The sequence below is a fragment of the Eikenella sp. HMSC061C02 genome, assembly GCF_001809035.1.
Taxonomy (GTDB): Bacteria; Pseudomonadota; Gammaproteobacteria; order Burkholderiales; family Neisseriaceae; genus Eikenella; species Eikenella corrodens.
In genome coordinates, this window is sequence record NZ_KV795542.1 from 57,909 (window position 1) to 75,818 (window position 17,910).

The window sequence follows — 17,910 nt, forward strand, 5'->3', positions numbered from 1 at the left end:
GAACACGCAGCGCCAGAAGTTTTTCGGCCGCCCGCTTATTCTTCCCCCTCGTCGCCCTCCTCCAGCTGGGTAAGGGCATCAGAGAGCCGTGCCACATCGACCGGCTTCAACTCTTTCATCATGCCCATCGTCACTTCGCCGTCGAAGCCTTCCAGCTTTTCGATCAGGCGCGAAATCAGCGCCACCTTGAAGGCATACTGCCGATACACCGGCGCGTTCACTTCCGCGGCGATATAGTCCGCCACCGTCGGCTCGCGCAGCACCACATCCTTCAGCCGCTGCTCGTTGACTTTGAATCCCAGTTTTAAGGTTACGAGTTGGGTACGCATAAAAATCTCCTGTGTTGTCATAAAGGGAAATACATCAATGGCAGGCTACATTTTCAGGTAGCCTGCCATGACAAAACAGGGGCATTTTGGGCAAAAGAAAACGCCCCGCAGGGCGCGGGGCGGATGGATCAGCAGCAGGTATGGTCGTAGTAGTCGTCCGTTACCCGCTGAATCATTTTCTCGCACAGGTTCAGGCGCAGGCCGAAGGTTTTCAGCCATTGAATCAGCAGTTCGATATCCACCTTGTCCGAATTGGAGCAGGATAATAGCGTTACCATACCGTCGAAGGCCGCGCGGCAGCCGAAAATCTCATCTGCCACATCATTCAGGCTGGGGCAGCAGGCTACCTGAACCGGCGTATCGGTGAGCGGGGTTTTCAGTTCCATCAGTACACCTCCTGTCTGCTGCTGTAATACATTTTTCTCAGGTTGGAAAGCGTACGGCGCGGCGGTTTGGCCGGTGCCGGGTCGGCGAAGGCATCGGTCAGCGCCTGCTCCAATTCCTCCTTGGTGGCGTGGGCGTAAATGCGTGTGCTGGCCGGGCTGGTATGCCCCAATGCCCGCTGCACCGTGCCCAGCTTGTCTTCCGCCCGGCTGGCGCGCAGTACACGCATGGCGCAGGTGTGGCGCAGCCAGTGCGGTGTGGCCTCCTGCGGCAGGCCGAACACCACCATCCATTGCGCAAAGCGCAGCTGCAGTGCACGCGGCGTGATGGCCCGGCTGCCGCGCCCCAATACCAGCGGCTCGCCGTCGGACTGGCTGCCGCCGAACTCAAGCTGCAGTTCGAGTAGGTCTTCCAGTGCCTGCCGCAGTTTGTCGTGCAGCAGCACCTTGTGGTCGCGCCGTCCCCCCTTGCGGTGTTCGGCAGGGATATAGAGGTGGCGGGTGTCCAGAGCCGCCCAAGCCTGACCGCAGGTGATCTTGGTGAATTCGCCGATGCGCAGCCCGGAATAGAGCAGGAAGCGGATCCAGGCGTAATCGCGTCGGTCTTCCTTGGCGGCGAAGGCAGCGAGGCCGCGCAACAGGGTGTCCTGCTGCGCGCGGGTGAAATAGCGGTCCATGCCGCAGCTGTCGGCGGCGGAGAAGAAGGGGGCGGCAGTCATTATTGCACCCCTCCCGAAATCACGCGGCATACCGCCCATCGGTCGGCGGCGGTCTGCTGGATATTGAAACGGTAGCTGTCGGTACGTGATGCCGTCAGGCGGTCAATGAAGGCGGCGGCTTGGCTTAGGTTGGGGAAAGTGCGGATATGCTGGGCAACCAGCGGGCGGCGGAAGGCCGAACGGATGGAAGGCATGATATTGTCCTTTTCTGTGAGGGTGATGCCCCGACACGCTGTCAAACGTGAGGCGGGGCGCAAAGGATGGGTTGACAGACCGGATCACAGAAACCGGCAGGCCGAAGCCTCCCACCCAATACGCCCCGTAGAAAAGGAACAACTGGGATTGCAGACGTAAAAACGCCGCTTGACGCTCAAAGGCGTTCGGCAGCGGCTGGTCTGCCTGTGAAATCCGGGCTGTCAAACCCGTGTGGCTGATTGAAGCCACGGCGCAATCTTAGTTCAGGCTACCTGAAAGGTCAAGCGGTTTTTCAGGTAGCCTGAGATGCTTGGTGATTTAATCGGTACGGGTTGGTTTGAATAAATCTTTACCCATCACTAACTCCTCCGCCACATTCGGCAGCTGTTCCAAAATACGGTTAATGACGACTTCTTTTGTACCGCTTACAGGCAGCTTTGCTTCTTTCAGGATCATAGCCAGCTCTGCCTTTTTATAAAAAGCATCGAGAACTTCGCTATCATCTGCCCGTTTAAAATATCCGAGGGAAACCAACTTCCCTAATGTTTTTTCCGGGTTCTCCAAATGCCGAGACCAATATTCATGCAGAGGAAGCCTTATATATTTCCTTTCTGAAAGCTCAAGTAACATTTGCCGTTCTATTGCCGACAAATCATCCATCACCTTTACTTCATCCGTATCAATCAACTGCGTTGGAAGGAAAAGCGTATAACTATTCCCTTTTTTCTTCCGTTTCAATACGTTTAAATGTTCTGCGAAATATAGCACATAACGTTGGTCATCAACCGATACATTAGGGAACACCTGATAAACCTTGCTTTGTATCATTCCAGGATTATCGGAAATAAGCCGTTTATATGCAGACCACATCCCGTTAAACAACGGGTCTATTTTGGCAAATTCGGCGATGAAATCCGCCAACTGCGCCTTAAACATCGGTGTGGAATAGCGGTGCGTACCCCATGCGATTTTCCTTAATGCGAGCCGAACCGCATCATAATCCCCCACGCCGACAAAATCCCTTAACTCAGCGAACATCCGCTCACCATCATGATCTGGTCGCTGATATGGCTTGGAATAATCTGGACCTATTGACCGGGTATAGACTCCGATAGTTATCGTCGGTTCATTTTCCTGTTGAATAGAAGAGTCTTGTTTCGACTGAACAACTGGCGATTTTCGGTTAAAAAACCACCAACAGGCGGCGCACAGCAATAGGATAACCAAAATCCACCAACCAAACGCCTCCCAAACCGTCATTATTCCTATCGCAATCAATGCCGCAGTAATGAAGCAGCCATCCTGTTTCTTAGCCATCATCCCCCCTCGTGTGAAAAGCGAAGTCATTATACCCGCGCACAATAAAGCCGCCCACGCGGGGCGGCTGCTTGCTTCACACACAACACACACAGGAGGGAAATCTATACGCGCTCGGCTTCCTGCCCGCCGATGGTTACGTCCACTTCGTGGCCGGAAAGCTCCACCGCATCCACCACCGAGGCATTTCGGATCAGGTAACGCTGGCCGCTGTCGGTTTCGAAGGTGGCGGTAAAATTGCGCCAACGCTGCACGGCGGTGATGTCCAAATCGCCGGTGTGTACGATTTTGGCTTTAATCTCGGCAGCCTGCAATTCTTTTGTGGCCGCGCCCACTACCCCGGTGACCGCAGTCACCATCTCGGCCACCGGGCCGCCCGGTTTCAGGGTAGCGCCTTCTTTCGATTGTAGGCGCTGGCCGTTCACGCGCACATAGCATAATCCGGTTACATTACTCATAACTTATTCCTTATAAACGATATTGCACAACCGCAGCGAAGGTGCGGAACTGGTTCACCAAATTCGGCGGCAGCACTGCGTTCACACGGTCCGGGTCGGTTTTGCTGCGCAATACCAGTCGGTTTTTCTTGCTGGTATCCACATCTTCCACGATGCCCATTTCTTCCAAATCACGCTCCAGCGCGGTGATTTCGTCGCTGATCATCTGCGGGGTTACAAATTTCTGCCCCGGCCCGATATTGGTGCCGTCGTTCACCAACTTGTGGCGCGGGAATCGCAGGGCGATGCGGGCGCGCACCTGATAACGGTAGTAATCCACCGTCCACTTCGCTTCCAAGCTGCTCAGGCTGGTATCGTCCAAGCCCAGCGCATTCTGCTGGTAGTAGGTAACCACCCGCTCTAAATACACTTCGCCGGCCGCGTTTACCGTGGTGGTGGAAATGCCGTCTCGCACCAGCAAGGTGCGCTCGCCATAATTGAAACGGTCTTGCAGGCGCGGTGCGCGCACCCCGGGCACCTTCACCGCCTTCAGCGGTAGGGCCGGGTCTTGGTTGCCGTAGTATTGGCAGGTCAGCCCGAAGCAGGTGGCGCGTACCGGCGCCCAAGTGGGGCAGCCTTTCAAGCCCCAGCCGCTGCCGTGCGCACTGTTGCGCTTGTTGCCGAAGGTAGTCAGCTCGGCATGGGTGCCGTTTAACGCGTTGAACACATGGCCAGTCTTCATGTTCATACCGCCCCAGCGCCCGTTCATGTCGGCTTCAATTTTGGCAAGGTTGTTCTGGTCGGTATAAGGGCTGATGATGGTGTAGAACCATTGCTCGTCCACCGCCGCCAGCGCGGCGGCCACATCCGGCGCGCCGCTGCCGCCGGCCAACGCCCCCACGCCGTTGCTGCCACCGGAAATAGTGACGGTGATGCCGCGCGGCAGGCGGTCGTCGTCGAAATACTGCCATGCCACTTCCATGCCGTTGCCGGTTTCGCCTTTATTGCGCGCCGTCAGCGTAACCACTTTGTCTTCCACCGCGCTGCTGACGGGTAGGTCGGTACGGGCGGCCAGCACTGTATTGATTTTCTTTGCGATGGCGGCGGCATCCTCGCCACTGGCCACCACCACCTGCACCTGCTCGCCGGCGATATACAGGTTCAATACCCGGCTTTCAATCGCCTGGCCGGCCACGGTAATGGTGGCGCTGGCGGCCACGCCGGTATCTTCGAGCGCAATGGCGGACACATCTAAAAAGCCAACTTCATCAAACACAGCCTGCATACCCAGCGCCATGCGGTGCAGCATTGAACCGCGTCCGAACTGTACCTCCGCGTCCTGTGCGCTGGTGATGCGGCGTGGCGTGAGCAGCGGGGTGGTGCCGCTATCTAGTTTTTGCCCCATCAATAGCACCTTGCGCTCTACGGCCACGGGCCCTTCCAATGCGCGGGAGGGATCGATTTCCAAGAAGATCCCGCCAAGCGGGGTATCGGATGGAATCGTATCAAATACAATATTATCAGCCATTTTTATTTGCCTTTCGCTTTCGCTTCAGTTACCTCAATCAAATCCCCGTCGGCCAGACGGCGGCGGTAATAGGCCGTTAGAGGCAACAATTGGCCTTCCGCGTCCACATAGCCCATACCGTCTTCCAGCCGAACCAACAGCCCGTCTTTCGGTTTTAAATATTTCTGTTCCATCACTTCAGCTCCACATTTGTTTTTACATCTGGCTGGCTGGTTGATTCGTCACCATCCACCCACTTATGATGCTCGACCGCGCTCTCGTGCGGCTCAATATCAATTTTCACATCCACACCGGAGAGCGTGCTGATAGCCTGCTCAACCTGCGGCGGATACATCGCTTCCGGCACAGCGCCGCCGCCGAAATCCCAATCCAGGCAAGCTTCGTTCAACGGTCCGTAATCCGCCCGCAACAGAAACCAACCGAACGGCGGTTTGCTCTGCGCCGAAAACTGCACCTCGCGCGCCTCGATATGCGGCAGCCCGCCGGTGTTACGTAGATAAGCACGTAGCCGGGCATACAAGGCGATTTCTGCTTTCTCGATTACCGCACCCAGTGCCGCCTGCTCTTCCACATCGCCCGGACGTCCCGGCACTTCCAGCTGGCCGGTAATCAGCAGCCGCAGCTTGCTGCGCCAGTCGCCATCGTTCTCAATCCGCTCCAACAGCACCGTGATCACCCCGTTTTGCAGCTCGTCGCGGCGCAATGATTCGTGGTCAATCAGCGAGCCGCGCACGATTACGCCCGGCAGCGCTTCGGCAATCCCGCTTTTCAGGCGGTCGATTTCGGCCTGGAAAATATTCATCCCAACACCTCCCGCACACCGCGCCGCACTTCATCACGGATAATTTGCACCATCCGCGGCGCCGCATCCTCAAAAGCCGGCTGCCAAAACGGATGGGCCTTGGTGCCGTGCCGTTGGATATGCTTTTGCAGTCTGAAAACCGCCCGCTCCGGCTCCGCCGCCCGACGGGTTCTTAGCCAAGCCAGCAGCGGCGCAGGAGCCGGGCGGTAACCGGCGCGGGTGCCTTTCTCCAGATAGATAGCGTAATCGGTGCCGGGCAGCACTTCCCGCTCCAGCGTGCCGGTCTTCTCAACCGTGATTGCCTGAATCAGCGTGGAAAGTGCGAGGCTGTCGTTTTGCCGAAGCTTCTGCCTGGCCGTCTGCACCATCTGCAGTCCGGCTGCATCCAACCCGCGTTGCAGGTGGCGCTCCATCACTGCCGGCGCTTGCTGCAGTGCGGCCAGCACATGGGCGTCGTTAATGCGGTAATGCATCCTCATTACAGCACCCGCCGTTCGAATTCCGCCAACAGTTCCTGATACAGGTAGGCCGGCGTGCCATTCTTCGGCACACTGCCGATACCTTCGCGCAGCTGGTAGGAAGTAGTGGCATTACGCATGGCCAGATCGCGCATGGCTTCGGCTTGCGCGCGCAGATGCAGCAAATCCAGCAGTTCCGAATCCAGTGTGCAGCCGGTATCGGTTAATACATGGTCGGCACAATATTCCAGTTCGCAGCGGTTGCCTAATATCTGAATTTGCCGGGCACTCGGTGCCGGTTGTGCCTGCAGCAACCGTCCTTGGGCGCCGGGTAGTACCCGCCATTCCGGCAGCCTCCCCGGGTAGTCGTCCGCCCAGATTGCAGCGCGGGCCTTGTAACTGCGCCCCCACCAGCAGGCAAACACCGAGTTCAGGTCTTCAGGACAGGGATACAACGCCTGCCACGCCGCCAACTCCAACACCTCCACCTTGTGCAACGGCCGCACCGCATTCAATGCGGCCAGCGCGGTACGCAGCAGGCGTGGATAATCCTCGTCCTTAAACATACGCTTGCTGTCCAGCATGGAGCTGGTCAGCCGTTCCGCGGCGGCGGTGAGTGTAGTCATTCGGCAACCTGTTCTTGTTCGGTATCTTGTTCGGGATGCTCACTATCTTTTTCAGCATCCTGCTTAGGCGTCTCTTCAACGCCCGGCGGCTGGTTGGGCTGCTGCAAACCACCGTCCTGCTGCTGGCTCGATTCATCCAGCAGGCGTGCCGCAATCGCGCCCAACACGCCTTTGCGCTGGCCACCGGTTTGTTCCAAATCGCCGAGACGGGTCAGATCCTCGATGCTTAAGCCGGGTATAGCATCCACCACCTGCGCCACATTGCCTTTCAACAGTTCCACCAAAGGGTCGGCAGGCTGCGAGGGTGGGGCGGGGTCGGCTTCCGGTTGGGGCAGTAAGGCTGCGTCCACCAGGCGGGTATGCCCCGGCGGGATCATTACCGCACCCACAAAAACAGCGTGCGGCTGGTCGTTGTAATAGGGAAGTTGTTTCATGCTTCATCCTTATACCCGCCCCGGTATGGGGCGGGCCTTGGGTTTTAAATCGCGTCGCGGCTGGTTTTGCTGTATACCACCACCGAAATGCTGCGGTGGCGTACCGGCTTCGGCGTGTGGATGGCGTTGTACTCTTCGCCATAGGCCACTTTCTTGCCCAGCGGCTGGCCTTGCGCATTGGTGATCTCGAACAGATCGCCGGTGCTGAACGGCTTGGCTACCGTGTAGCTGGTATTACCGCGCACGCCCATGATGATGCGGCCGTCGCCCATATCGGTATGCGGCGCATTGGTCGAGTAGGCGGGGATGTCCTTAATTTTCATCAGGTCGCCGCCGCCGGTGGTATCAGAGCCGTTGCGTTTCAGACTCACTACAAACTGCTCGGCATTGCTGATGGTGTCGTTCAACACCGGGCTCATCAGCAGGTAGTCCACGTGCTCGTAACGCTGGCCGCTCATGCTTGCCTTGGCCGCACCCACTTCGCGCAGCAGGCCGTTCAGGTGTTTCTCCAGTGTGTTACCACTGGCCACATCCAAGTTGAACAGCACGATGTTGGTGGCTTGGCTGTAGGAGATTTTCACGCCGGTAGCGCCTGCCTTAGGTGCACCCAGTTGGTTCACCAGCTGGAAAATACCCTGGTTCAAATCCACGATGCGGAAGTAGTCGCCGGCCGGCTGGGCATTGGTGCCGTCGTAGGCTTTAACCACGGTGGCGCCAATCTTGATGGTGATCGGGTTTTCCGCCTCGCCCACGGCTGCGCCCTGCAGAGTCAGGTTCTGATGCGGGCGCACCACCGGGAATTTCGCGGTTTTGAAAATGCCGCTGGTGGCGTTCGGGGTAACCGCCTCGTCGGTAATCGCAACCGCGGCGTAGCTGTCGCTGGCGCGCTGGATTTCGTTGATCAGGCGGCGCGCCACCAGCTCGCGCAGGATGCGGGCGTTGGTTTCGATGTTGCGCCCCAATGCGTCCCAGTTGATAACGGATGCGCGGGTGAAATGCACCACCTCGTTGGTTACCGACAGCGCCAGTTTCATCTGGTTGATGTAGGCCAAATCCATTTTCTGGCTCACACCGGCAAACGGAATCGGCTGGCCTTCAAACACCATGCCGTCGTTGTACACCGGCGCTAAATCGCGCTCTTCATAAGGAATCTGAGTGGTCTGATTGGCGCTGAAGTCGGTCAGCGTCTGCACCAGCTGCAGCACGTTCAGGTCATGCAGCGCCTGGCGGATCACTTCGCGCTGCACACCGTAGGGCAGTTGGCTGCGGTTCATATCCATTTCGCCGCCGGACAGCAGCTTGCGCTCGGCGTGCAGTTCGCGGGCAAAGATGCGGTCGAACTCGGACAGCACCTTCTTGGCAAACGGGCTGTCTTGGTCGGTAAAATTCAGGCTGCCTGAAAGCGTGGACTGCTTCAGCTTGTCCTGATAAATCTGGCTCAACTGTTTTGCCCCTTCGTCCGGCACAGTAATGTGCGGCGAACCGGCCACACTGTAACCCATCGCCGCCAGCGAAGAAGCGGCGGCCATGCGGTTGCCCATATTGATTTGGTGCTGCGCCAACTGTTTCACCTGTGCTTCGGTGGCATGGTCGGACAGCAGCGCTTTGGCGCCTTCGGCCAATTCTTTTTTCAGCTCGTCAGACAAGCCTTCGGCCTTGCCGATTTCTTCCGCCAGCAGTTTTTCGTTGGCTTCGCGTGCCTGTGCCTGCTGCGCTTTAGCCTGCTCAGCTTCCGCCAGCTTTTTCGCCACCAGCGCCTCCAGTTCGTCTTCACTCAAGGTTTTCGCCGGAGCGGCGGCCTGTGCCGGAGCAGCAGTCGGAGCGGCGGGAGTGGCAGCCGCGGCCGGGGCGGCTGCTTTCTTTCCCTCGTCTTCGGCGGCAGCCAGGGTTTTCGCCATGCCTTCCAGTTCGGCAATCACTGCAGCGGCCTTTTCTTCGCCGGTGTTTTCGTCCACCGCCGCTTCAGCCAGTTTTTTCACTTGTGCCTGCACTTTGGCGGAATAGCCGGATTCGGCCAGTTTTTTCAAAAATTCTTTCAATTTATCCATGTTCGCTCTCGCTTTTTTCATCAAATCGTCGGCCAGCTCGGCCAGAATCAGGGTATCGCCGCCGGATTCGCACGACAGCGTGATCGGATCTAGGCGCTTAATGACGGGCCGTACCGTCAATCCAGCACCCAGTAAAGTCGGGCCGTGAAACGCACCGCCCTCGTTGTCTTGCCAGTTATCCGCAAATTCGGCGGAAAGATAGGTGAAACCGCGCTCCCGCACTGCCTTCAGACCGTAATCAGTCCATTCGGCCAATGCCCGCAGGCGGGTACCCTCCACCCTCAACTTTAGGATTTTGGCGGCAGCACCGTCGCCCGGTTTATGATTCACATCGATGTAAATCTCCTGCCCCACCACCTGCTCATCGAAGTTCTTCACCATGCTCAACAGCATCGGTGAAGTAATTTCAAACGGCCCGTAGCGCGGGTCGGTGAACGAGCCGGTGCGGGTAATCGTCACCCATGAGGTCTGCTTGCCAGACAGCGGCGGTGTGGCTGCTGCCGACAACACACGACGGCATCTCGGTTTCTCTTCGGATAAGCGGTAAATTCGCGGTTTCATTGAAACTCCCTCTGACAATAATGGCAGATTAGGCGGTTTGCGCATGACAAAACAGGGGTATTTTTGGCAAAAGAAAAGCGCCCAAAAGGGCGCCAAAAGAAGATGCCGGAATAACCGGAATTAGGAGATTTTAAACTGTACCTACCAGGGCTAAGGCTTCCTGCTCACTCAGGTTGTGTACGTCAAGATTGGCTTGTATATAGCACTCGTCCCACCAGTAACCGGATTCGCTGTAGTCCCACTGCCGGGTATGCCGATTGAAGAAGGCGCATTCGTAAACATTGCCGTCTTCATCTTCATCACCACGAATAATGATGTCTGGGTTGCCGTCTACTTTCCAATATTGATGTTTCATCGTATCCCTGCTTTCGTTTGAATCGTACTGATGCCGGGCGGGGTCGGGATTTGCCTGCTTAATTCTACCATCTGACGCTGCAATTCGGCACGTCTTTCCGTACTGGTGGAGATTTCCCGCGCCTCTTCGTAGAGTTTGTGCAACTCGTTATTTTTCAAATTGAAGCTCTGCTCGGTATGGAATTGCAGCTCGAATACCTGTCCATTTTTGATGATGGTCGTATTGATGCCTTTATACACTGCATTTTTACGCCAAGTATTCGACACCTTGTTGGTTTGGTAACCGCTGGCTGCCAGTTGCTCCTGCAGCTGCCAATACTGGCTGACAAAACTCTCCCCGTCCAGCAACACCGTATATCTCAACACATCTGTGATATTAGCAGCAGCACGGGCCGGTGTTACATCACGCCTCCATGTTTTGCTTTCAATCTTGCGAATTAGGGATTCGCGGCCTTTGAAACGGTAATCCAACCCAGCCATACGTGCTTGCACGGCGGCAGCCATCCGTTGTAAGTCGCCCGTTATCACCGGCTCAATGGCGGCGGCCCGTTCCAACAACCCATCTGCTTCCGCAGCGATCTCGGTTTGTACTTTTTCCACTGTAGGGTTCAGGCTGCCGATTTCGTCCCGATACACCGCTTCGGTGTAACTGAAGGTATTCGGATGTGCCGGCCACGGGCACTCGTCAACCGGATACACGCCCTGACCCAGCCCGTATAAATCTGCTGCCGCATGCTCGTCGCAAATATCCACCCGCGGATGGCGCGGTGAAAGCATGAATCGCAGCCCAACCACATTCTCGTCCGCCCGCGCCAGCTGCTTGTAGCGCTCGCCGTGCGCGCGGTTGATTTCGGTGCGCAGCACGCGACGGAATTTCATGGCCGCATTGCCCGGATTGGCCAGCAATCCAGCTTCTAGGCGCCTAGCTACTGCGCCCGCTCCGGCCTCATCCAGCGCCTGCTTCAATTCCGGTGTGATATTCAGGGTGCGCTGCAGGGCGTGTTCGGCATCCCAGCCGCGCTGCACTGCCACATCCACAACACTTTTCAGGTCGCGTGCGGCACCGGCATGGATACGCCACAGTCGCGCCGACAAGTTCAGACCGTCCTTCTGCGGCGTATCCAGCAGGTGCCGCACCAGTAGCCGTTCTGCTTCCGGCTCACGCCGGCGGCCGCGCCAGCCCAATGCTGCTGCCGCCGCTGCGGCCAGCATGCCATCGTGCAGCAGTCTATTCTGTACCTGTTCCAGCTGCTTCAGCTCGCTATCCAGCAGGCGGTGGATTTCTGCCAATTCGGCAATGCCAATATGCTCGTAATCGGCCACCTGCTGCCGGATGCGTTTGCCGGCGGCGCGGTAGGCTGCCCGGCTGGACTGCTCCATCGCCGCCACCAGTGTCCAGGTTTCGGCTAAATCAGGACGCGAATGCGGTGCGCGCGGAATATCATCCATGATTACCCACGCTCGTCATACTCTCTCCCTTCGGTGCGTTGCCAGGCGTTACCTTCACGCTCGGCACATGCGCATCCTCTGGATAAGGGTCGTAGTTCTTTTCATCGTTCTCACGCCGCTGTTCCACATCGGCCGGGTTGTAGCCCAGCTCCTCCCAAATCATCGACTGCGGCAACTGCAGTGCTTTCAGTTTCAGTGCCCGGTCGGTGGTCTGGTTCAGTGTTTCGGTGCGCCGTTCTGCAAATGACACCCTGAAATTTTCCGCATCGGCCGGGATGCCCTGCAGCAGCAAGTGCAGCCGGAAGCCCTGCTGGTACACCATCGCCAGCACGTCCTGTATCTGATCCACTTCGTCGTAGTAGTCGCGCTTCAAGTCTTCCAAGATGTCGCGCGCCAGCCCGTCGGTATAGCCAGCCAGCCCTTTCGGCAAGGGGCTGCCTGAAAAAAAGCTGTCCAGCAAATACACCACATCGGCGATTTCACCCATTGTGGCGTCGCCTTGTACCGCCTGCACCCCGCCCTTTTTGTTGCTGTAGAAGTCGGTGGTGATCTGGTCTTTGTTCGCCTCGGTATGCTGGCGGTATTCTTCCAAATCCTCCGCGCTCGCCCCTTCCAATACATGCGACAGGCGCATCGGGCTGCGGTGGTGGCGGCGGATTACTAAGTCGGTGTCCGTCAGCCGCAGTTTGCGCCAAATCTCGCGGCTGGCATCCAAAAACGGCCGACCGAGAGAAGAGAGGTCATCAAAGTTATCTGGGTCTTGCCGCGCCAGTGTCAGCTGCCACAGCCCGAACACTGCTATGTCTTGACCACGTTGGAAATCGTATTGCGCATAAGCTGCCGACACATCCTTGAAGCGGCCGTCGTTGCCCACTATTGGACGGATGGTTTCCGCCGGCATACGCACCGCCGCTACCACCTGCCCTTTATTATCCAGCACCCACTGCATCGGCAGGTTACCTTCCATTACCAGCCCGCGCGCATCCGATTTTAGTTTCTGCGCATTGTTCAGTTGCAGACGGCGTACGAATTCGCGCCATGCCTGCTGTACCCGCGCGCTCGGGTCGGCCTGCAGCAGCACCAATCCGCCACGGGTCACGTCGCGCGCCACCCGGTTATGGATGCGTTTTACCCGCCCGTCTTCGCGATCCATACGCCGGATATCCAGCACCACCGCGCGGTAGTCGTAGTCAATAGTTTCCCAGCTGTATTCCAACCGCTGCTGCCGCTCCGGCGTTGGACGCATCCCGATTTCGCTGGTTATGCCGTGCGCTTCCTCACCGGTCAGCATGGCATCGGATTGGCTACGCCCGAAACGGCGCAGCAGCCTATTGATGATCCCCATTTTCGATTCGCTCCACTTTAACGATTGACCGCCAACCTTCGATCAGTCCCGCCTCATATAACCGGCGAATCATGTCGTCGTCCTCTCCGAAGGCGGCAATCCATTCCGCCCGCTTACGGGCCACTTCGATTTTTTCCTGCTCGGAAAGAGGGCGGGGTGGTGGTCGGTTCAGTTTCATAATTGCCCCAGTAGTTGCTCTTGGCTGATGCGCCGCGTCAGCACCACGCCCGGCTGGTAATTCTCAATACCGGCGGTAATCATTGCATATACCGCCGCACAGGCCGCATCAAACAAGTCGTCGCCGATTTTCGGGTTCGCCATCTTGTAGGTGTTGTAGGCAGCGTTTTTCGCCGGCGCCGATTTCACATTACCCAGTTGTCTGATAAACAGTGCAAAATCGCTGCTGTCGGCACCGATTTCATCCAATCGGCTCGGCCCCCAACTGGTATTTGCCGCATTTTTTGTCCGTAGTGCGTCACTACCGTCGTCCACATACGGGATGGCGGCCTGCCCGTTGTGAAAGGCGGTGCGCAGTAAGCTGGCCATATTGTGCTTGGTCATACCCTCGAAACGGATCGGGGCGAATGGCCAGTGCATCCAAGTCGAAGCAGTCGATTGCCCATCACCGATACTGCGTCGGTCGATATCGGTCAGACCGCGAGCAAACAGCATATCGTTCAGGTTGGTCAGCATACCCAAGCCATAGGCATCGCCCATCGCGTAATCCGGGCGGAAATACTCCCAAAAGCCGAACAGGTCACGCTGCACCACCGCATCATCGGTACCCGCCGGCCACGTTTTCACAAACGGGAAGGTAGCGAAATTCCCCACCTGCTCGCACACCACCAAGGCAGACTTGGAAGCATGTGCGCTCTCGCCGTGGCCGGAATGGTCATAACCGAAACTGAGTAAACCTTTTTTGCGGTAGCGGCCGCCGGGCAGAGGGCAGGCTGCCTGCAAACCAGCCGACAAGCCCACCGCCATCGCCCGGCGGATGTATTTTTCCCAAATATGGTTCTGCGCCGAAGCGTTGATGCACAAGAACTGCCGTATCCACTCTGAATCCGGTAACTGTTCCTTCATCTCATCCACAAACGCCTGATTCAGAATCCCCAGTTCGATACCGAGATACACGTCTACCGGCGGCAATACATGGTAGCCGCCGGTATCAATCAACTGGGTCAGCACGTCCGCCCCTTTATACACGCCGGTGATACGGATCTGCGGGTCGAAACTCACCGAACTGTCCACCCCAAGGCGCCGAGCCGAACCCAGCATCGGCAGGAAGCGGGAAAATAGCCGGTCGGCCGGCATGTCGTCGATTTCTTCCAGCGAACCGATACTTAGGCCGTCACCGTCAATTTGGCTCATGATGCCGTAGCAGACGGCCTTGCTGCCGTTGTGGAACTGGTAACGCGTGTCGGCAATCTGTCGCCGCCCGGATTTATAGCCGATCCAACCGCTCAAAATCGGGCTGCGGCGGATGGCATCGATGTGATACATCAGGTTGGTTTGGCTCTGCTGTAAGCGGGGCGCCACAATCCCTTCTTCTTGGAAAGGGGTAGTAGCCAAATATTCCAGGCAGTACATTTCTTTCACCGCAGTTTTACCGGTGCGGCGGCAGGAAAAATCCACCGTATTGCGGTGGTCGTCCATCTCCTGCATCTTCAACACCTGCATCGGGTCGAGATCGACGTTGTGCACATGCTTGTGCCACAGGGCATGCGGCCTGATGCCGGTAACCGGATCAGGTCGGGCATAGCGCATGATTTCCTGCTCGGCACTATGCTGTATTTGGATGCGTTGGGCGGCGGTCGTCATGCAGCCTCCGTCTGTGGAGCCAACTGTGCCAAATACGCCGCCCATTCCTCATAGCAGTCGCGGCACACGTCCAAATATTGCAACTGCTCGTACCCGTCCAATTTGGTGCCGCAGTCGGCACAGTATTCCGACGGCAGCATCAATCCACCTTTAACCCGAAAAAACATACATAAAATACCGCGGCGAATACCAACCAACCGCAATGCGGTACCCGTTCTTTCGCCGACAGATAGGCTACATACACGATTGCCACCTTGCTACCCAGAAACAGGGCGCTGATTGCAAACTCTTTCATGATTTATCCCCGTTCTGCTGCCGGTATTCAATCAATACCGGGTCTTGCTGTTTGCGTTCGTTAGCGCGTTGTGCCAGTACCGATAAATTTTCCAGCGCTTTGGCACTGCGCTCGGAGTATTCCAAAAGCGACTGCTGGGTGGCGGCATCCTGTTTCAGGTGGCCTAATGCCTGCTCTTCCTGCTCGATGACTTTCGGCGTCATACCCATATCGGCCAGCGACAGACCGTTTTTGCTCAAGAAATCCTGCAGGCTGCGAATCAGCGGATGGGAGTGGACTTCGTAAATCACCTTCATCTCGCCGCTGGCCCGGTCGAGGTATTCGCCGATCACTACATTGCCTTCCTGATCCACCTTCCATGCCGGTGCGCGCAAAACCACGCCGTCCGCCACAATCGTCTGCAGTATCTGCTGGACGATAGCGGTAATGGCCGCCTGCATATCGGCATAAATCTCGGTCAAATACCGTGGGTCGCGCTGCTCGAACGCGGCGTGGTGCAGCATAAACAGCTGCGTCTGCTTTACGCAGGCCGGCTGGCTGCGGCAGTATTCGCGATCCACCGTACAGGTGCGGCAGGCCGGGTAGCCGTCCGGCTTAGCTGGGAAATAGGTGGCGGTGCGGGCATTCATGCCATGCTTGAGCGCATTGAAGCGGGTCCTTCGCGTTTCCTCCGGCGTCGGGTGGCCTTCCAGATTCTTACGCACCGCCGCCTTGCCTTCCGGCGTCTTCGGGCCAGTGGCATTCGCCCAACCCTTCATTAGGTTGCGGTGCCAGGCCGCCTGGGCGCAGGTCTCCCCGCATTTCGGGCAGGCTGCCTGATAGGCAAACGGGTGCCACTCGCATTCAGGCGCATCCTGCACCGTTTGCGGGGGACACTCAAAAGTGTGCTTGCAGGCGGTGCAGCGGAAAACAACGGTATCGAGGGATTGGGAAGAATGGTCGGTCATACGGGCATTAAACGACCAAAGACAAGAACAAAACAGGGGTATTTTTGGCACAGGATAGGCAGTAAAATCCATCCTACACAGGAAGGGAAATCATGAAACGAGCAATCATCTATGTGCGGGTCAGCACCACCCGCCAAGCCGACGAGGGTATTTCAATCGATGCCCAGACAGATCAATGCAAAAAGAAAGCCAAAGAGCTCGGTGCCAGCGTGCTGCAGATATTCCGCGATGAGGGCATTACCGGCACTTCGGCCGTGAAAAGGCAGGCTTTTCAACGCGCGATTCATTATTGTGCGGTAAATGATGTGGACTACTTTATCGTCTGGTCCACCTCCCGTTTCGCCCGTAATAAGTTGGATGCTGCCAGTTACAAACTGCTGCTGCGTGAAAGCGGTACCCGCCTGGTATATGCATCGATGAATATCGATAGCGACACCGACGAGGGCTGGTTCACCGATTCGATTATGGAGATTATGGATGAGCAGGTGTCGCGCCAAATCAGTCGCGACACCCGCCGCGCCATGTTGAAAAACGCGGAAGAAGGCTGGTTTAACGGCGGACGCGCACCGTTCGGCTATCAAATAACCAGTCAGGGCAAACGCCGTAAACTGGTGCCGAACGATGCTGAAAAAACATTGGTGCAGGAAGCCTTCCGCCGTTTTGCGGCGGGGGAGGGTGCCATTGCCATCGCCCGCAGCTTTACTGGGCGCGGCTATACCCGGCGCGGGGCCGAATGGCAGGCCGCCAGCCTGTCGCATATGCTGAAAAACCGTGTCTACCTCGGTCAGACCGTGTATAACAAACGCAGCGGCAACAAACCCAACCCGCCGGAAGAGTGGATTATTCGGCAAACCCACGAGCCGTTGGTTTCGGAAAAAGATTTCGAAGCCGTACAAAAACGCTACCGGCCAGATTATAAGCAAACCGGCAGCCCTTCCAGCCGTTTCCTATTCACCGGTTTGCTGCGGTGCGGTCACTGCGGCAAAGCCATGAGCATTGAAACCGCTACCAGCAAAACCAAACGTCGCTACAATTACTACAACTGCAGCGGCTTCAAGAAAGGTTGCGATTGCATATCGCGCCGCATATCGGCCGAAAAGCTGGATGACTACCTGCTAAATATTGTGGTCGACAAACTACTTACCCAAGAAGTGGTCAGCGATTTTATTGGTGAGGCTTATCGGAAATACGTCGAAAAACGTACCAATAATGCCGAGCAGCACAAGCTACTGCAGCAAGAACTCACCGAACTACGACGCCGGCGCAATACCCTGTTTGAACTGGTGGAATCAGGGCTGTCCGGTTCAGACAGCCGCTCCCTGCTTGAGCGCGTGGCCGGTTATGATGAACGGGAACAAACCCTGCTCATCGAACTCGATAAGCTGGCTGGCGCGCCCGATGTTGATGCAATCCCGGAGATTGATGTCGACAGCGCATTACGCACGCTGAAAACTATCCTCCTGAATACTGCAAATGAAAAAAAGCTCCGCATTTTATTGCAGAGCTTTATCAGGAAAATTGATATAAATCCCACTGAAGTGGTTATACACTACAACCCGGAACGAATTATCAATGATTCTATAGGGGTTCATAGTACGGAAAGTTGGCACGCCCAGGGGGAATCGAACCCCCGTTACCGCCGTGAAAGGGCGATGTCCTAACCGCTAGACGATGGGCGCGGATAAATTATGGCGCACCCGGAGCGATTCGAACGCCCGACCCTCTGGTTCGTAGCCAGATACTCTATCCAACTGAGCTACGGGTGCGCTGTGAAGTTTCGAATTATAGTTAGGCTTAATTTTTAAGTCAAGCTATTTCGCCGAAAATATTCTCTATTTATGCACAATATTGGCTAGCTATTT

20 protein-coding genes, 2 tRNA genes and 1 pseudogene are annotated in these 17,910 nt (G+C 56.8%); 1 reads left to right on the forward strand and 22 read right to left on the reverse strand.

The window, feature by feature from the left end; all coding sequences use genetic code 11:
* Positions 1–35: 35 nt before the first annotated feature.
* From HMPREF2541_RS05200 to HMPREF2541_RS05285, 20 genes are all read right to left on the reverse strand, one after another.
* Entirely contained in the window at positions 36–329 is a 294-nt protein-coding gene (locus tag HMPREF2541_RS05200) for a phage tail assembly protein (protein ID WP_064087706.1), read from the reverse strand.
* Between the two features lie 128 nt (positions 330–457).
* Positions 458–715: a hypothetical protein gene (locus HMPREF2541_RS05205; RefSeq protein WP_070542104.1), complete on the reverse strand. Its 258-nt coding sequence runs from the start codon at positions 713–715 to the stop codon at positions 458–460.
* Positions 715–1,431 carry a tyrosine-type recombinase/integrase gene (locus HMPREF2541_RS05210; RefSeq protein WP_070542107.1) on the reverse strand — a complete coding sequence of 239 codons (717 nt, stop codon included), beginning with the start codon at positions 1,429–1,431 and terminating at the stop codon, positions 715–717. Before HMPREF2541_RS05210 ends, HMPREF2541_RS05205 begins: the two co-directional genes overlap by 1 nt.
* Positions 1,431–1,625 carry a hypothetical protein gene (locus tag HMPREF2541_RS05215; protein WP_064086213.1) on the reverse strand — a complete coding sequence of 65 codons (195 nt, stop codon included), beginning with the start codon at positions 1,623–1,625 and terminating at the stop codon, positions 1,431–1,433. Before HMPREF2541_RS05215 ends, HMPREF2541_RS05210 begins: the two co-directional genes overlap by 1 nt.
* 319 nt (positions 1,626–1,944) lie before the next feature.
* Positions 1,945–2,946, reverse strand: a complete 1,002-nt coding sequence (locus HMPREF2541_RS05220; RefSeq protein ID WP_141744204.1) for an SAP domain-containing protein — start codon at positions 2,944–2,946, stop codon at positions 1,945–1,947.
* A 101-nt stretch (positions 2,947–3,047) separates the two neighbouring features.
* Entirely contained in the window at positions 3,048–3,401 is a 354-nt protein-coding gene (locus HMPREF2541_RS05225; RefSeq protein WP_064084039.1) for a phage tail tube protein, read from the reverse strand.
* A 10-nt stretch (positions 3,402–3,411) separates the two neighbouring features.
* Positions 3,412–4,908, reverse strand: a complete 1,497-nt coding sequence (locus HMPREF2541_RS05230; protein ID WP_064084038.1) for a phage tail sheath C-terminal domain-containing protein — start codon at positions 4,906–4,908, stop codon at positions 3,412–3,414.
* A gap of 2 nt (positions 4,909–4,910) precedes the next feature.
* Positions 4,911–5,081 (reverse strand): DUF2635 domain-containing protein, encoded by a 171-nt coding sequence (locus HMPREF2541_RS11575; RefSeq protein ID WP_081253509.1) that lies wholly within the window; start codon positions 5,079–5,081, stop codon positions 4,911–4,913.
* Positions 5,081–5,710 carry a hypothetical protein gene (locus HMPREF2541_RS05235; RefSeq protein WP_064084037.1) on the reverse strand — a complete coding sequence of 210 codons (630 nt, stop codon included), beginning with the start codon at positions 5,708–5,710 and terminating at the stop codon, positions 5,081–5,083. Before HMPREF2541_RS05235 ends, HMPREF2541_RS11575 begins: the two co-directional genes overlap by 1 nt.
* Complete coding sequence (locus HMPREF2541_RS05240; RefSeq protein WP_064084036.1) at positions 5,707–6,189, reverse strand: HK97-gp10 family putative phage morphogenesis protein; 483 nt, start codon at positions 6,187–6,189, stop codon at positions 5,707–5,709. The genes HMPREF2541_RS05235 and HMPREF2541_RS05240 overlap by 4 nt, the downstream gene beginning before the upstream one ends.
* On the reverse strand, positions 6,189–6,794 hold the full coding sequence (locus HMPREF2541_RS05245) for a hypothetical protein (RefSeq protein WP_070542112.1): 606 nt from the start codon (positions 6,792–6,794) through the stop codon (positions 6,189–6,191). Before HMPREF2541_RS05245 ends, HMPREF2541_RS05240 begins: the two co-directional genes overlap by 1 nt.
* Positions 6,791–7,228: a hypothetical protein gene (locus HMPREF2541_RS05250; protein ID WP_064084034.1), complete on the reverse strand. Its 438-nt coding sequence runs from the start codon at positions 7,226–7,228 to the stop codon at positions 6,791–6,793. The genes HMPREF2541_RS05245 and HMPREF2541_RS05250 overlap by 4 nt, the downstream gene beginning before the upstream one ends.
* A 44-nt stretch (positions 7,229–7,272) precedes the next feature.
* A complete protein-coding gene (locus tag HMPREF2541_RS05255) occupies positions 7,273–9,837 on the reverse strand; it encodes a hypothetical protein (protein WP_141744205.1) in 2,565 nt (854 codons plus the stop codon).
* Positions 9,838–9,967: 130 nt separating this feature from the next.
* On the reverse strand, positions 9,968–10,192 hold the full coding sequence (locus HMPREF2541_RS05260; RefSeq protein ID WP_064084032.1) for a hypothetical protein: 225 nt from the start codon (positions 10,190–10,192) through the stop codon (positions 9,968–9,970).
* A complete protein-coding gene (locus HMPREF2541_RS05265) occupies positions 10,189–11,640 on the reverse strand; it encodes a hypothetical protein (RefSeq protein ID WP_064084031.1) in 1,452 nt (483 codons plus the stop codon). The genes HMPREF2541_RS05260 and HMPREF2541_RS05265 overlap by 4 nt, the downstream gene beginning before the upstream one ends.
* Complete coding sequence (locus tag HMPREF2541_RS05270; protein ID WP_064087712.1) at positions 11,633–12,985, reverse strand: hypothetical protein; 1,353 nt, start codon at positions 12,983–12,985, stop codon at positions 11,633–11,635. Before HMPREF2541_RS05270 ends, HMPREF2541_RS05265 begins: the two co-directional genes overlap by 8 nt.
* Positions 12,969–13,163, reverse strand: a complete 195-nt coding sequence (locus tag HMPREF2541_RS12160) for a hypothetical protein (protein WP_064084029.1) — start codon at positions 13,161–13,163, stop codon at positions 12,969–12,971. Before HMPREF2541_RS12160 ends, HMPREF2541_RS05270 begins: the two co-directional genes overlap by 17 nt.
* Positions 13,160–14,806 carry a hypothetical protein gene (locus HMPREF2541_RS05280; RefSeq protein WP_070542116.1) on the reverse strand — a complete coding sequence of 549 codons (1,647 nt, stop codon included), beginning with the start codon at positions 14,804–14,806 and terminating at the stop codon, positions 13,160–13,162. Before HMPREF2541_RS05280 ends, HMPREF2541_RS12160 begins: the two co-directional genes overlap by 4 nt.
* Positions 14,803–14,946 carry a hypothetical protein gene (locus HMPREF2541_RS12165; protein WP_168161095.1) on the reverse strand — a complete coding sequence of 48 codons (144 nt, stop codon included), beginning with the start codon at positions 14,944–14,946 and terminating at the stop codon, positions 14,803–14,805. The genes HMPREF2541_RS05280 and HMPREF2541_RS12165 overlap by 4 nt, the downstream gene beginning before the upstream one ends.
* A 151-nt stretch (positions 14,947–15,097) precedes the next feature.
* A complete protein-coding gene (locus tag HMPREF2541_RS05285) occupies positions 15,098–16,048 on the reverse strand; it encodes an FmdB family zinc ribbon protein (protein WP_070542119.1) in 951 nt (316 codons plus the stop codon).
* Positions 16,049–16,140: 92 nt separating this feature from the next.
* Between HMPREF2541_RS05285 and HMPREF2541_RS12565 the strand changes: the two are divergent.
* Positions 16,141–17,157 (forward strand): annotated as a pseudogene (locus HMPREF2541_RS12565) (recombinase family protein); the annotation flags it as partial.
* Positions 17,158–17,652: 495 nt separating this feature from the next.
* Here the strand turns inward: HMPREF2541_RS12565 and HMPREF2541_RS05295 are convergent.
* Together HMPREF2541_RS05295 and HMPREF2541_RS05300 are read right to left on the reverse strand one after the other, a co-directional pair.
* Positions 17,653–17,727: transfer RNA gene (locus tag HMPREF2541_RS05295), tRNA-Glu, on the reverse strand.
* 10 nt (positions 17,728–17,737) lie between these two features.
* Positions 17,738–17,814: transfer RNA gene (locus HMPREF2541_RS05300), tRNA-Arg, on the reverse strand.
* Positions 17,815–17,910 lie beyond the last annotated feature (96 nt).